Genomic DNA, 14805 nt, shown 5'->3' with positions numbered 1-14805 from the left:
CGCGACATCGTGCCGGTGATCCCGCAGAAAGGATCGGTCGGCGCGAGCGGCGACCTCGCGCCGCTGTCGCACCTCGCGATCGTGCTGCTCGGCGGCGGCGAGGCGTTCTACAAGGGCGAGCGGATCGCCGGCGCCGAAGCGTTGAAGCGGGCCGGTCTGTCGCCGGTGCGGCTTTCGTTCAAGGAAGGCCTCGCGCTCAACAACGGCACGACGCAGATGCTCGCGTGCGCCGTGCTCGCGCTCGACAGGCTCGAATCGCTGATCGAGACGGCCGATCTCGCCGCGGCGATGACGCTCGATGCGTTCGCCGGGCGCGGCAGCGCGTTCCGCGAAGAAGTGCACGCGCTGCGGCCGCATCCGGGCCAGGTCGAGACCGCGGCGAATCTTCGCAGGCTGCTCGAAGGCTCGACGCTGGTCGACATCCCGTATCACCTCGTGCCGCGCTTTCGAACTTGGCTCGCCGAATCGTGGCGCGAGCCCGAGGACCAGCAGCAGCGCTTCGACATCGCCTGGGATTACGTGCCGCCGAAGCAGCGCCACGGCCGCGAAGCGTTCTACAGCCGCTTCCTGCCGTTCAAGGGCGGCAAGAAGCACCAGCCGCAGGACGCGTATTGCCTGCGCTGCATGCCGCAGGTGCACGGTGCGGTGCGCGATGCTTGGGCGCAGGCCTGTCGCGTGTTCGACATCGAACTCAACGCCGTCACTGACAACCCGCTGATCTTCCCGGACGCGGAGAATGCGCAGTTCATCGAGGAACAGGTGATCTCCGCCGGCCATTTCCACGGCATGCCGCTGGCGTTGGCGATGAGCTACGTGAAGGCAGCGATCCCGGTGCTCGCCTCCATTTCCGAGCGTCGCCTCAACAAGCTGGTCGATCCGGCCACCAATGATGGTTTGCCGGCCTTCCTCACCGGCAATGAGGACGGCACGGATTCCGGCTTCATGATCGTGCAATACACCGCGGCGGCGCTGGTGAACGACCTCGCCACGCGCGCGCATCCGGCCAGCGTGTACTCGGTGCCGACCAGTGCGAACGCCGAAGACCACGTGTCGATGGGTGCCAACGAGGCGCGCCACGTGCTGGAGATGATGGAGGACCTTGGGTACGTGATCGCGATGGAGCTGTATACCGCGGCACAGGCGCTCGATTTCCGCCAGGCGATGCTCAACGCGGCGTGCCGCCTGGCCTCGCGTGGCGATTGGCAGGCGCTGGCGGGCAAGGTATCCAATGCACCGCGGGAGGGTCACCCGCATTACGCACAGTTCGTCATCGAAGTGCAGCAGCTCACCCAGGCGCTGGCCAGCGTAGGCGACTTCCACGCGGGTGAGGCCGTGCGCAAGGCACACGATGCGCTGCGCCAGCACATCGGCTTCATGGCGCGTGACCGTGCGATGGATGGCGACGTGCGCACGGTGTGCGAGCTGGTGAGACAGCGCGTGTTCGAAGCGTAAGAGTGGGTGTGCCGGGCGCGTTCCTGCATCGACGTTCCGCTGTAGGAGCGTACCCAGTGCGCGAATCAACCTCGCCGTATGTCATGCCGTAACTGCATCGCCGCCCATCCCAGCCACATCAGGATGAGCACGATCAGCAGCTTCTGCGTGAGGCCGGGTGGCAAATCCTTCCACAACGCCAGCACCCACATCTGCACGAAGGCGAGCCAGGCAAGCACGACGCCTGTACGACGCATGCGCGTGCTTGCCGATCGCTGCCAGCGCGACGACCACAGCAACATGCCCATGACCAGGCAAAGAAAGGTGGTCTGCGCCGCCAGTCCGTGGACCAGTCGCGCGAGGTTTTCTTGCGGCGTGTGCTCGAATAGCACCGTATAAGCCACAATCGGTAGCGCGAGGGCCGCGATCATGAAGAGCGCGCTCACCAATGCGCTGCGCGAGGCGCGTTTCATCGCGCGATAGCCGGCGAATGCGAACGCGGCGAGCGATGCGGCCATCAGATAGTACGCATCGCGCAACCAGAAACCGCCGGGCCCGCGCAGATAAGTGCTGAGCGGCATGGCGATCGGATCGAGATCGATGCGCGTGAACTGCAGAGTGCCTGCCGTCAGCGCGAACACCGCGACAGCGGCGAAGAGCAGGGCGGCGGACAGTCGTTGCCATGCTGCATGGTGAGATCTGTCCATCGCGATTCCATTCCCGGTGTCAGTCGGCCGTGGCGGCCGGTGCAGGGTGATGATCGCGCAACGGGAGCTCCGGCATCAGCAGGATCAACAGGAACGCGCAGGCAATCACGCAGGTGCCGATCAGGAACGTCATGGAGATGGCATGCCGGTAGAGCGGCACCGCTGTGCTCGCAGCGCGCGACCAGGTCGCCGTCGCTGCTCCTTCGCCGGGCAGGGGCGTGAGGGCGCCAGTGCCACCATGGAGCCGCAACTGCCACGCCAGGATGGCGCCGGAACCCGCCACGCCGATCAAGCCGCCGAGCGAGCGGAAGAATGCCAACGTGGCCGTGCCCACGCCGCGATGGACGGGCGCCAGTGCATTCTGCACGGCGATGGTCATGTTCGGCATCACCAGCCCTAGGCCAAGGCCCAGTGCGAGGATGGCAGGCTCGATCACGAACAGGCTCTGCGAAGTGGCCGCACCCCAGGTGAGCACGGCAAACGCGAGTGCGGCCATCGCCAGTCCGGAGACCTGCGCGGGCTTGTAGCGGCCCGCGCGCAGCAGCACTCGGCCATTGAACAAGGACGATGCCGCCATGCCGGCCATCAGCGGTCCGATCAGCAGGCCGGACCGGGCGGGGCTCGCGCCCATCACCAACTGGAAGAACAGCGGAAAAAACAGGCTGGCGCCCATCAGGCCCATGAAGGTCATCGCCATCACCGTGCTGGCGATGACAAACAGTCGGTTGTGGAACAGGCCCAGTGGAAGCACTGGCTCGGGCTCCCGCTGCACGTGACGCACGAACCATGCGCCGGAGACAAGCGCCAGGATCGCCATGCTCGCCAGAGGCGTCGAGAACCACGGCCAGGTCGAGCCACCCAGCGTCAGCACCAGCAGGAAAGCGACGGTCGCCACCGTCATCAGCACGGAGCCGATGTAGTCGATGCGTCGCGCATGCAGCGGCGTGTATTGGCGCAGGGCGCGCCCCATCATCACCATGGCCACCGCACCCACGGGCAGGTTGATGTAGAAGATCCAGTGCCACGACAGCAGGTCGGTGATGACGCCGCCGAGCAAGGGGCCGAGCACGCTGCAGATCGCGAAGATCGCGGCGATCACGCCCTGCCACCGACCACGCCGGGTCGGTGAGAGCATGTCACCGATGATGATCTGCGCCAGCGGCACCAGGCCGCCCGCGCCCAGGCCCTGCACCGCGCGGAACACGATCAGCTCGGGCAGGTTGCGTGCGGCGCCGCTCAATATCGAGCCGAGCAGGAAGGTGATCACTGCCACGTACACCATCGGCTTGCGGCCGTATTGGTCGCTGAGCTTGCCGTACAGCGGCATCGTCGCGGTGGACGCGAGAACGTAGGCTGTCACCACCCACGACAGATGGCTCATGCCGCCGAGATCGCTGACGATGCGCGGCAGCGCAGTGGCCACGATGCTCTGGTCGATGGCGCCCAGCGCCAGCATGATGATGAGGCCGATGAAAACCTGGCGTATCTCGCGTTCGGTGGGGGCGATCGTGGTGTCGGTGTGTGGAGACGTCATAGATCCAATTCGTTCAAGGCCGGAATGGCGGCGCGGATGGCGTTCCGCGATTCGATCGGGAGATTGGCCAGCGCCTGAGCCAGCTGATCGGTGCGCCGTTTGCGATGGGCTTCGATGGCGCTCTTTCCCTGGGCGGTGGCGACCAACCCCACCCGGCGGCGGTCTCCGGAAGCGGGGTTGGTGCGCTTCACCAGGCCGGCGGCGACCATCGCGTTGATGTGGCCGCTGATGGTCGGGCTGCGCAGGTTTTCCTGCCGCGCGAGATCGCCGACCCCGATGCCTGGCTGGTCGATGATGGCGATCAGAAGCTGCTTGCGCAGCGGTGGAATGCCGTCGTCGTGGGCGTCGCGGCGCAGCTGCCGGTAGATCCGGCGCAAGGGCGTGCGCAGTTCTTCGGCCAGCAGGCGAGCATCGCTGGGGATCGGGGGCATGGCTGGCTTCTTTAACTCAATAGGTAGGTTACCTATCTAATATAGCGTGACTGAGGGTGGGGCGGAAGGCGGCTACCTCGGAGTGCTGGCGAACTCGGTTTTTTTGTGGGAGCCCACCCTGTGGGCAGCCGCGGCGTATCGACGTCGCCGTTTCGTCGGTTTGTCGCGCACAAGGTGCGCTTCCACAGGAGAGAAATCACCCGCGATCCATTCGCCGTTGTAGGAGCCCACCCAGTAGGCGACCGCAGCGCATCCGCGTCGCCGCTCCGTCGGCTCATCGCGCACCGGGTGCGCTCCTGCAGGGGGGGGGGGCGAGGCTGCGGCCGAGTCGTCGCAAGAACCAGCGATCGCCGACCTCTCGCTTAACGACATGCGTGCGGCCGGGCATTGTCCCGGTTGCAGCGCCGCCACGCGTCGCGTATGATTTTCTCCATTGTATTAACGCATTAGTACATTATGAAGCGCCGATCGCTCGATCCAGAAACCCCCGCCGAGTCAGCCGAGCTCAGTCTTTGCGAGGCTTTGCTCTCGTTGAAGAACGCCGAGGAGATGTCGGCTTTCCTGCACGACCTGTGCACGCCAGCCGAGCTGGAGGTGCTGGTCGATCGCTGGCGCGTGGTGCCGTACCTGCTCGATGGCGTGGCCTATCGTGAGATCCATGAGCGGACCGCGGTCAGCATCACCACCATCGGGCGCGTGGCGCGTTTCCTCAATCAGGGCAATGGCGGCTATCTCGCCGCTGCGGCCCGCGCAGCCCGCCGCCGGGCGGCCAGCAAGAAGGCCAGGGTATGAAACCGCGCGATCGACTGCGTATCGCCATGCAGAAGTCCGGCCGGCTCACCGAGCCTGCGCTGGAACTGCTCAACCGTTGTGGCCTCACGTTCCGTCAAAGCCGGGACAAGCTGTTTTGTTTTGGCGAAGGTGAGCCGGTCGACCTGCTGCTGGTACGCGACGATGACATTCCCGGGCTGATCGCTCAGGGCGTATGCGACCTGGGCATCGTGGGACGCAACGTGCTGAGCGAATTCCAGCTCACCGCCGGGCGCGAAGCGCCGGCGCTTGCCGAATGGCGATCGCTGGGTTTCGGGCGTTGCCGCTTGTCCATCGCCGTGCCGCAGGAATCCGGCTATCGCGAAGCCTCACAACTGCATGGCATGCGTATCGCCACTTCATACCCGGGCCTGCTGGGTGAGTGGCTGCGCACGCGCGGCCTGGATGCCGGCGTGGTGACGCTGGCCGGTTCGGTGGAAATCGCACCGCGCCTTGGCACCGCCGATGCCATCTGCGATCTGGTGCAAAGCGGCGGGACGCTGGTGGCCAATCAGCTGCGCGAAGCCGAGGTGCTGCTGGAGAGCGAGGCTGTTCTGGCGGGTCCCGAGGCGCTACCCACCGACGAACGGGGCGACATGATCGACCTGCTGCTGAAACGTCTCGATGGCGTGATCCAGGTGCGCGAATCGCGCCTGTTGCTGCTGCAGACCTCGCGCAACGCACTGGATGCGGTGATCCGCCTCCTGCCCGGTGGACCGCAGCCGACCCTGCTGCCAGTCGCAGGCCAGCCTGACCAGCTGATGCTGCAGGCGCTGTGCGCGGGCGAGGTGAGTTGGCGCCAACTCGAAGAGATCAAGAAGGCCGGTGCGCGCGAGATGTTCGTGCTGCCGGTCGAGAAGATGCTGGCGTGATGCCAAGCGGAATGAAGGGTGGAACGGCATGAATCGCCTTGACTGGAATGCACTCGACAGCGTGGGGCAACGCGCGGCGCTGGCCCGGCCGGCGCAGTCGCGCGCCGAGACGTTGCGCAATGGCGTGGAGCAGATCATTGCGCGTGTGCGCGCCGATGGCGATCACGCACTGCGCGAACTCAGCGCCCGCTACGATCGCTGTGCGCTCGATGCCATCGAAGTCTCCGCGCAGGAGATGAACGAGGCCGAAGCGCGCCTGGCACCGGCATTGAAGGCCGCTATCGAAGAGGCCGCTGCGCGCATCGACGCATTCCATCGCATGGCAGCTCCCCAGCCCGTGGCGCTGGACACGGCCCGCGGTGTACGTGTCGAGCGGGTGTTGCGTCCCATCAGTCGCGTTGGTCTCTACGTGCCGGCTGGCAGTGCGCCATTGCCCTCGACCGCGCTGATGCTTGGCGTACCCGCGCGCATTGCAGGCTGCGCCGAGGTGGTGCTGTGTTCACCCGCGCGCGCCGACGGGCGATGCGACGATGCCGTGCTCTACGCTGCGCGCATTACTGGCGTGCACAAGGTGTTCAAGCTGGGCGGCGCGCAGGCGATCGCAGCGATGGCCTACGGCACGGAATCAGTGCCCAAATGCGACAAGCTGTTTGGCCCCGGCAATGCCTGGGTAACCGAGGCGAAGCTGCAGGTATCGGCTGATCCCGAAGGTGCCGCCATCGACATGCCGGCCGGCCCTTCCGAGGTGCTGGTGATTGCCGACGGGAATGCGAATGCGGCGTTCGTTGCCGCCGACCTGCTGTCCCAGGCTGAGCATGGCCCCGATTCGCAGGTGATCCTGCTCAGTCCATCGCAGGCGTTGCTGGATGCGGTGGAGGTCGAGGTGGCTCGACAGTGTGCCTCGCTGCCACGTGCGGATATCGCAAATCAGGCCTTGTCGCAGAGCCGTCTCATCACGGTGTCGTCGCTGGAGCAGGCGGTCGAGGTGAGCAATCGCTACGCGCCCGAACACCTGATTCTGCAGGTCGAACAGCCGCGCGAACTGCTGGCAAGCGTGGAGAGCGCCGGATCGGTATTCCTTGGAGCGTGGACACCGGAGTCCGTGGGTGACTACTGCAGTGGAAGCAATCACGTGCTGCCGACCTACGGCTACGCGCGCAGCTATAGCGGCGTCTCCGTGGCGAGTTACCAGAAGCAAATCACCGTGCAGGAACTGTCACCGGCTGGACTACGCGAAATCGGACCGTGCACCGCAACGCTGGCGGCCGCAGAGCAACTGGAGGCGCACCGCCGCGCTGTCACCTTGCGCCTGGCTGCGTTGGAGATGACGGCATGAGCATCGTGGAACTTGCACGTCCGGAGATCCGCGCCATGCAGCCTTATTCCTCCGCTCGCATGGAGGCCAGTGGCGGAGCGACCCTGCTCAATGCGAACGAGTCCTCGTGGGCGCCGCCCGGTGATGCGTTGGATTGCAATCGCTATCCCGACCCTCAGCCGCCCGCTTTGATCGAAGCGCTGGCGACACTGTACGGCGTGCGCTCGACGCAGGTGCTGGTGGGGCGTGGCAGCGATGAAGCGATTGATCTGCTGGTGCGCGCTTTCTGTCGTGCCGGCGAGGACGCCATCGCAATCCAGCCACCAACGTTCGGCATGTATGCGGTATCGGCGCGTATCCAGAATGCGGCTGTACTGGAGATTCCGCTGGCCGAGGATTTCTCGCTGGACGTGGAAGCCGTGCTGGCAGCGCTCACGCCGGCGGTGAAGCTGGTGTTCGTGTGCACGCCGAACAATCCCACTGGCCAGCGGGTGGCGCAGGCGCAGATTGAGCGTCTTGTGGAGGCATTGGCTGGGCGTGCCTTGCTGGTCGTGGACGAGGCTTATATCGAGTTCGCCGACACGCCAAGCGTGGTGCCGCTGATCGATCGCTACGACAATCTTGCCGTGCTGCGAACGCTGTCCAAGGCGTGGGCGCTCGCTGGTGCGCGCATCGGCACACTGCTGGCGAACGAAGAGGTGATTGCATTGTTACGCCGCATCATTGCGCCGTATCCGCTGCCTCGTCCCTGCGTGAAACTGGCGCTGCAGGCGCTGACACCGGAAGGGCAGATCGAGGCACGGAAGCATGTCGCCATCGTGCGCGAGCAACGCGAACGGATGGCCAAGTCGCTGGCCGCATTGCCCGTCGTGCGCGAAGTCCTGCCGTCGCACGCCAACTTCCTGGCGGTGCGCCTGGATGATCCGGCCACGGCATACCGCCGTCTGCTGGATGCGGGCATCGTGGTAAGGGACGTGCGGCGCTATCCGCGACTTGGCGACGCGCTTCGCATCACCATCGGCACGGCGCAAGAGAACGATCGGGTGTTGGCCGTGTTGAAGCATTCAGCCATGGATAGCCGGGATTTTGCCGACGAATCGGCATGGAACAAGCAAGCATGAGTCGCAAGATACTCTTCATCGATCGCGACGGTTGCCTCATCGAGGAGCCGGAAGATTTCCAGATCGACAGCTTCGAGAAGTTCGCACTGCTGCCCGGGGTGATCGCCGCCTTGCAGCGCATCGTTGCCAGCGGCTACGAACTGGTGATGGTGACCAACCAGGACGGCCTCGGCACCGAGAGTTTCCCTGAGGCCGATTTCACCGGACCGCACGAGCTGCTGATGCGCATCCTCTCTTCGCAGAGCATCAAGGTGCGCGAGGTCCTGATCGATCGCAGCTTCCAGCATGAGAACAAGGACACGCGCAAACCCGGCGTGGGTATGCTGCGCCACTACCTGGCCGATGATGGCTGGAGCCGCAGCGCTTCGGCCATGGTGGGCGATCGCGAAACCGATCTGCAGTTCGCCGCCAATATGGGTGTGCGAGGCTTTCGCGTGGGGTCGAAGGGATTGGGTTGGGATGAAATCGCCCACCAGTTGCTCGACGCGCCGCGCATGGCGACGGTGGAGCGCAACACACGGGAAACACGCATCACGGTCAGCGTGAACCTCGACAAACCCGCCGAGCCGCAGGTGCACACGGGTCTGGGATTTTTCGACCACATGCTGGAACAGATCGGCAAGCATGGCGGTTTCGCGCTCGCCCTGGGCTGCGAGGGCGACACGCATATCGACGAACACCACACCATTGAGGACTGCGCGCTCGCGCTTGGACAGGCGTTGCGACAGGCCCTGGGCGACAAGCGAGGCATCGGCCGCTATGGGTTCGTGCTGCCTATGGACGAATCCAAGGCCAGCGCGGCGCTCGACCTGTCCGGCCGTCCGTATTTTGTCTTCGATGGGCAATTCCCACGCGATCGCGTCGGCGACATACCGACCGAACTCGTGCCGCATTTCTTCCGCTCGCTGTGCGAAACGCTGGGCGCGAACCTTCACCTGAGCGTGCGGGGCGAGAATGCACATCACATGGTGGAAGCCTGCTTCAAGGTCGTGGCGCGCACGTTGCGCCAGGCGATCCGGCGCGAAGGCAGCGAGCTCCCCAGCACCAAGGGTTTGCTGTGATGAGCGTGGTGTTGGTGGATGCGGGTGGTACCAATATCGGATCGGTGCGCTACGCGCTGCAACGTCTCGGCGTAGAAGCGGCACTGACATCGGATGCGGAGGCTATCCGTTCCGCCGACAAGGTGATTCTTCCGGGCGTCGGTGCGGCAGGGCCGGGCATGGCGCGCCTGCGCGAACGAGGCCTGGTGGACACCATGCGCTCACTGACGCAACCGGTGCTTGGCGTATGCCTTGGCATGCAGCTGTTGTGCGATCGCTCGGAAGAAAGTGGCACCGAATGCCTCGGCCTGATTCACGCGACAGTGCGCCGATTCGTCGAGCGGCCAGGTCTTCGCGTACCGCACATGGGCTGGAACCGCCTGCACCGCCAGCGCGCGCATCCGCTGATGGACGGCCTTGGCGATGACGACTGGGCGTACTTCGTGCACAGCTACGCCGCGCCGGTGGGCGAATACGCCTTGGCCACGACCGAGCACGGCGGTGAATTTGCCAGCGTGATTTCGCGAGGCAATTTCCACGGCATGCAATTCCATCCGGAGCGCTCGGGCAGGGTCGGCTCCCTTCTCCTGAAGAATTTTCTGGACCTATGAGCTTCACCGTCATTCCCGCCATTGATCTGCGCGAGGGCCGCGTCGTTCGCCTCAAGCAGGGTGATTACGCCCAACAGACGACCTATGCCTGCGAACCGCGGGAGCTGGCGTGCCGCTATGCAGAAGCCGGCGCAAGCTGGCTGCATGTCGTGGACCTGGACGGTGCGCGCGGCGGCAGCCTGGAGAACTTCGCCGTGATCGAGGCCATGAGCCACGACGGCATGCGCGTTCAGGCGGGCGGTGGCGTGCGCACCGAGGCAGACCTGCGGCGTTTGTTCGATGCCGGTGTTTCGCGCGTGGTCGTCGGCAGCGTGGCCATTCGCGAGCCGGAACGCGTGGCGGATTGGCTTTCGCGGCATGGTGCTGATCGCTTCACGCTGGCGTTGGATACCCGACGCATTGACGGGCACTGGAGTCTGCCGAGCGCAGGCTGGACCGAGAGCGAGTCGCGCACGCTGGACGAGCTGGCGCCTTGGTACGCGTCGCGAGGCGCGCAACACCTGCTGTGCACCGACATTGATCGGGACGGCATGCTCGCGGGGTTCAACCTCGACTTGTACCGCCATCTCACCGAGGCCGTTCCCGCCTTGGCCGTGCAGGCGTCGGGTGGCGTACGCTCGCTGGAAGATATCCGTGCTGCGCGCGAGGCCGGTGCCAGGGGCGTGATCCTGGGCCGCGCGCTGCTGGAGGGACGCTTCACCGTGCAGGAGGCATTGGCATGCTGAGCCGTCGCATTATTCCGTGCCTGGACGTGCGCGACGGCAAGGTCGTGAAGGGCGTGCGCTTTCGCGACCATGTCGTGATGGGCGAGATCGTGGACCTCGCCTTGCGCTATCGCGACGAAGGTGCCGACGAGCTAGTGTTCTACGACATCACGGCCAGCCCCGAAAGTCGCAGCGTGGATCGCGGCTGGGTGGAACGCGTCGCGGGTGTCATCGACATTCCGTTCTGCGTGGCGGGTGGCATCCGCAGCGTGGAAGAAGCCCGGGCGGTGCTGCATGCGGGCGCCGACAAGATCTCGGTGAATTCGCCGGCCCTTGAACGCCCGGCGCTCATCGATGAACTGGCCGCCGCGTTCGGCGTGCAATGCGTGGTGGTGGGCGTGGACAGCCTGCGCGATGCAGATGGCGAATGGCGCGTGCGGCAATACACCGGCGATCCCTCGCGTACGCAGGCGCTGGCGCGCCGCACGCTGGACTGGATCGTCGAAGCGCAGCGTCGTGGTGCGGGTGAGATCGTGCTGAACTGCATGGGCAGTGATGGCGTGCGGGAAGGTTATGACTTGGAACAGCTTCGCGCGGTGCGTTCGATCTGCACGGTGCCCCTGATTGCTTCCGGCGGCGCGGGTGCGCTGGAACACTTCCGCGACGCCTTCGTGGAGGCCGACGTCGATGGCGCCCTGGCAGCCAGCGTGTTCCATTCCGGAGCGATCGCCATTCCGTCGCTGAAACAGGCGCTCGCAAACTGGAACGTCACCGTCCGAAGCTAGCGGTTCCTCTACGCGATACCAGCCATCTTCCACCAGGACCTTCTCATGAACGCCGCAACTCTCGATGCATCCCGACTGGACTGGTCCAAGGGCGATGGCCTGCTGCCGGCCATCGTGCAGCATTGGCTCACCGGCGAAGTGTTGATGCTTGGCTACATGAATGCCGAGTCGCTGGCGAAGACGCAGGCCAGCGGGCAAGTGACCTTTTTCAGTCGCAGCAAGCAGCGCCTGTGGACCAAGGGCGAGAGTTCGGGTCATGTGCTGGCCGTGAAGTCACTGCACATGGACTGCGATGCGGACACGTTGCTGGTATGGGCACAGCCGCGGGGGCCCACCTGCCACATGGGCACGAGCAGTTGTTTTGGCGATGACGTGCGGCCACGCGCCGGTTTCCTCGCCGAGCTGGACGCGCTGGTGGCAAGTCGCCACGACGAGCGTCCCGAAGGAAGCTACACCACGAAGTTGTTCGATGGCGGCATCCGCCGAATGGCGCAAAAGGTAGGAGAAGAGGGCGTGGAAACCGCGCTCGCCGCCGTCGCGCAAGACGACGAAGCGCTGCTCGGCGAAGCGGCAGACCTCATCTTCCACCTGCTGGTGACCTTGCGCGCGCGCGGCCTGGGTTTATCCGATGTGACCGGCGTGCTGGCCTCCCGCCACTCCAGCGGGGCTTCGACGCAGGGCTCATAACCACGCGGATATGTGCCGGCAGGCTAGTCGACGAATGACTAGCGGCGGTTTAACGATGCCTGTGTTTGATTCTGCATCGTGCAGCAGACATTTCTTCGCCGTCATGCCACGGATGGTTTCGCGCGGGAGGCGCGCGGCGTCGGTCGGTTTGCTGTGATGTCTCCGTCAGGTCTTCGTACGTGAAGGCTGTTTTCACCTGGATGAAGCCCGCAGGCCCGTGAACGAGCGAACGCCATGGCGCGTTTCGCCCGACGTGGTGTCCGCGGGATCGAGGAGCAGGCCATGGCTGATATCGCGGTGATCGGTGGTGGTGCGGCGGGAGCTGCCGCCTTTGGCGAATTGCTCTCGCGCTATGACGCGGGCACGGTGCATTGGATCGTGGGGCAGCACGCGCCCGGGCGCGGCGTGGCCTATGCCACCTGTGACGACCAGCATCTCCTCAATGTCCGCGCGGCAAACATGGGCGTATTCCAGGAGCACGGCGAAGATTTCATCCGCCATGCAGCACGCCAGCTCGGGCAGGTGAAAGGGACCGATTTTCTTCCGCGTCGACTGTTCGGCGACTTCATCCAGGCACAGGTTGGTTCGCGCATCGACGCGGCCCGGCGCGAAGGGCGCAGTTTTCGCATCCATCCGGAAAGCGCACGCGAGATCGCCTCGCGAGGAGCGGCCGGTTACGGTGTGCGCGTGGGCGCCGATCGTTGGGTGGACGCCGCGCATGTCGTGCTTGCCGTCGGGGCGCTGGCGCAGCGTCCATTGCGCACAGTCTCCAGCACAGCGCTTGCCAGCGGCAGCTATGAACTCGATCCCTGGAGGCTGGACCGGCATCCGCATCCCCCGCGCCGCGTCGCGGTGATCGGGACGGGCTTGACCGCGGTGGATACCTTGCTTTCTGCAGCGGTGCGCTGGCCCCACGCGGAACTGGTGGCCGTGTCGAGGCACGGCCTCCTGCCGTTCACGCACTCGGCGATGCCGCTGACGCCTTATGCCGGGCAGGAAGCGCTCAACCGCGCGCTGTCCCATTGCACCAACGTGCCGGCCATGCTGCGCAAGGTCCGCATCGCGCTCGATGATTCGCCATCGCCGGACTGGCGTAGCGTGATCGACGGCATGCGTCCCATCAACGCGCGCTTGTGGCAGCAGTTGGGACACGATCGTCGGCGCCAATTCCTGCGCCATGCACGCTGGCTGTGGGAGGCCGCACGACATCGCATGGCGCCCGCCTCGGGCGAGGCGATTCATCAGCTGCGGGAAGAGGGGCGTCTACAGCTTCACGCTGCCCGCGTGCTGGACGTCGATGGCACCTCACCGTTGCAGCTGACGCTGCGCGAGCGATCGACGCAGCTGGTGAACACGATTGAGGCGGACCTGGTGATCCAGGCGACTGGCCTGGACACCGCCGTGGCCTATGCTTCGCACGAGTTGCTCTCGCAGTTGCTGCACGATGGCCTGGCCGTGGCCGACCCCCTGCAGCTGGGCGTGCTGGCGCAGCCCGACGGGCAATTGCTGCGTGCCGATGGAACCGTGCAGCCGGGTCTTCATGCGGTGGGTTCGCTGTTGCGTGGCAACCTGTGGGAATGCACGGCCATGCCTGAAATCCGCGCCGCGGCCCATCAGCTGGCCGTCAAGCTGGCCAAGGAGATTGGGCGCGAGACGTCGGTCGATGTCGCCCTCGAAGGCCTCTAGCCGCGTTTTCCCCGCCATGCGCTGATTTCTCGCAGGGTTCACGCATGTGGTTATGCCATATTGCGATTTCGCAGCCATTCGGTGCACCGATAGTCTGATCGTTCGTTCCCCGCAGGAGTCGTCATGAAGAAGTTCATCCCGATCTTGCTGGCTGCTGCTGGCGCACTGCTGGGTGGCGCCGTCGCCGCCAGGGACGTCACCCTGCTCAATGTTTCCTATGACCCGACGCGCGAACTCTACCGGCAGGTCAACGCCACGTTTGTCGAGCAATGGAAGGCGCAGCATGGCGATGCGCTCACCATTCAGATGTCGCATGGCGGCTCTGGCAAGCAGGCGCGTTCCGTGGCGGAAGGCTTGCCCGCCGACGTGGTGACGCTCGCACTGGCCTACGACATCGACGCCATCGCCGATCGCGGCCTGCTCGCAAAAGACTGGCAAAAGCGGTTGCCCGGCAACGCGTCGCCGTACACCTCCACCATCGTGTTCCTGGTGCGCAAGGGCAATCCCAAGGGCATCAAGGACTGGCCCGACCTCGTTCGTCCCGGCATCCAGGTGGTGACGCCCAACCCGAAGTCTTCGGGCGGCGCACGCTGGAATTTCCTTGCTGCCTGGGGTTACGTGCTGAAACAGCCGGGTGGCAACGAGGCCAAGGCGCGCGCCTTCGTGCAAGAGCTGTACAAGCATGTACCGGTGCTCGATACCGGTGCCCGCGGCGCCACCAATACCTTTGCTCAGCGAGGCATTGGCGATGTGCTGATCGCCTGGGAGAACGAGGCGCTGCTGGCGCGTCAGGCGCTGGGCAAGGAGAAATTCGACATCGTGGTGCCATCGATCACCATCCTCGCCGAGCCGCCCGTGGCCGTCGTCGACAGCAATGTGGAGAAACATGGCACGCGCGCGGTGGCGGAGGCATACGTGCAGTTCCTCTACTCGCCGCAGGGCCAGGATATCGCGGCGAAGAATTACTACCGCCCCCGCTCCCCGGAAGTAGCCGCGCGCTATGCAAACCAGTTTCCCGCAGCCCATACCTTCACCATCAATGAAGTTTTCGGCGACTGGCGCCAGGCCCAG

15 protein-coding genes are annotated in these 14805 nt (G+C 65.2%); 12 read left to right on the top strand and 3 right to left on the bottom strand.

Annotation, left to right across the window (positions count from 1 at the left end; translation table 11 throughout):
• On the top strand, nt 1–1452 hold a 1452-nt coding region (locus VFG49_RS14750), incomplete at its 5' end, for an HAL/PAL/TAL family ammonia-lyase (protein ID WP_324861820.1).
• A 65-nt stretch (nt 1453–1517) separates the two neighbouring features.
• Here the strand turns inward: VFG49_RS14750 and VFG49_RS14745 are convergent.
• Genes VFG49_RS14745 through VFG49_RS14735 form a run of 3 tightly spaced genes read right to left on the bottom strand, consistent with a single transcriptional unit; the run spans nt 1518 to nt 4103 of the window.
• Nucleotides 1518–2138 (bottom strand): DUF998 domain-containing protein, encoded by a 621-nt coding sequence (locus VFG49_RS14745; protein WP_324861818.1) that lies wholly within the window; start codon nt 2136–2138, stop codon nt 1518–1520.
• Between the two features lie 19 nt (nt 2139–2157).
• Nucleotides 2158–3672, bottom strand: a complete 1515-nt coding sequence (locus VFG49_RS14740; protein WP_324861816.1) for an MDR family MFS transporter — start codon at nt 3670–3672, stop codon at nt 2158–2160.
• Nucleotides 3669–4103, bottom strand: a complete 435-nt coding sequence (locus tag VFG49_RS14735) for a MarR family winged helix-turn-helix transcriptional regulator (RefSeq protein WP_324861815.1) — start codon at nt 4101–4103, stop codon at nt 3669–3671. The genes VFG49_RS14740 and VFG49_RS14735 overlap by 4 nt, the downstream gene beginning before the upstream one ends.
• Nucleotides 4104–4559: 456 nt before the next feature.
• Between VFG49_RS14735 and VFG49_RS14730 the strand changes: the two genes are divergently transcribed.
• The 11 genes from VFG49_RS14730 to VFG49_RS14680 form a co-directional block, all read left to right on the top strand.
• Nucleotides 4560–4895 carry a YerC/YecD family TrpR-related protein gene (locus tag VFG49_RS14730; protein ID WP_324861813.1) on the top strand — a complete coding sequence of 112 codons (336 nt, stop codon included), beginning with the start codon at nt 4560–4562 and terminating at the stop codon, nt 4893–4895.
• Nucleotides 4892–5785 (top strand): ATP phosphoribosyltransferase, encoded by an 894-nt coding sequence (gene hisG, locus VFG49_RS14725; protein ID WP_324861811.1) that lies wholly within the window; start codon nt 4892–4894, stop codon nt 5783–5785. Before VFG49_RS14730 ends, hisG begins: the two co-directional genes overlap by 4 nt.
• 28 nt (nt 5786–5813) lie before the next feature.
• A complete protein-coding gene (hisD, locus tag VFG49_RS14720; protein ID WP_324861809.1) occupies nt 5814–7121 on the top strand; it encodes a histidinol dehydrogenase in 1308 nt (435 codons plus the stop codon).
• Nucleotides 7118–8221: a histidinol-phosphate transaminase gene (hisC, locus tag VFG49_RS14715; protein WP_324861807.1), complete on the top strand. Its 1104-nt coding sequence runs from the start codon at nt 7118–7120 to the stop codon at nt 8219–8221. Before hisD ends, hisC begins: the two co-directional genes overlap by 4 nt.
• Nucleotides 8218–9282, top strand: a complete 1065-nt coding sequence (gene hisB, locus VFG49_RS14710) for a bifunctional histidinol-phosphatase/imidazoleglycerol-phosphate dehydratase HisB (protein WP_324861805.1) — start codon at nt 8218–8220, stop codon at nt 9280–9282. The genes hisC and hisB overlap by 4 nt, the downstream gene beginning before the upstream one ends.
• Entirely contained in the window at nt 9282–9872 is a 591-nt protein-coding gene (hisH, locus tag VFG49_RS14705; protein WP_324861803.1) for an imidazole glycerol phosphate synthase subunit HisH, read from the top strand. Before hisB ends, hisH begins: the two co-directional genes overlap by 1 nt.
• A complete protein-coding gene (hisA, locus tag VFG49_RS14700; protein ID WP_324861801.1) occupies nt 9869–10597 on the top strand; it encodes a 1-(5-phosphoribosyl)-5-[(5-phosphoribosylamino)methylideneamino]imidazole-4-carboxamide isomerase in 729 nt (242 codons plus the stop codon). The genes hisH and hisA overlap by 4 nt, the downstream gene beginning before the upstream one ends.
• Nucleotides 10591–11361: an imidazole glycerol phosphate synthase subunit HisF gene (hisF, locus tag VFG49_RS14695; protein ID WP_324861799.1), complete on the top strand. Its 771-nt coding sequence runs from the start codon at nt 10591–10593 to the stop codon at nt 11359–11361. Before hisA ends, hisF begins: the two co-directional genes overlap by 7 nt.
• Before the next feature lie 45 nt (nt 11362–11406).
• Nucleotides 11407–12048 (top strand): bifunctional phosphoribosyl-AMP cyclohydrolase/phosphoribosyl-ATP diphosphatase HisIE, encoded by a 642-nt coding sequence (gene hisIE / locus VFG49_RS14690; protein ID WP_324861797.1) that lies wholly within the window; start codon nt 11407–11409, stop codon nt 12046–12048.
• Between the two features lie 282 nt (nt 12049–12330).
• Nucleotides 12331–13734, top strand: a complete 1404-nt coding sequence (locus tag VFG49_RS14685) for an FAD/NAD(P)-binding protein (protein WP_324861795.1) — start codon at nt 12331–12333, stop codon at nt 13732–13734.
• 123 nt (nt 13735–13857) lie between these two features.
• Nucleotides 13858–14805 (top strand): sulfate ABC transporter substrate-binding protein (locus tag VFG49_RS14680; RefSeq protein ID WP_324861792.1); only part of this gene is annotated, 948 nt, incomplete at its 3' end.

The sequence above is a fragment of the Dyella sp. genome (genome assembly GCF_035685885.1).
GTDB lineage: Bacteria > Pseudomonadota > Gammaproteobacteria > Xanthomonadales > Rhodanobacteraceae > Dyella.
The sequence above is the reverse complement of the archived record's forward strand: the minus strand, read 5'-3'. Positions and strand labels throughout refer to the sequence as shown.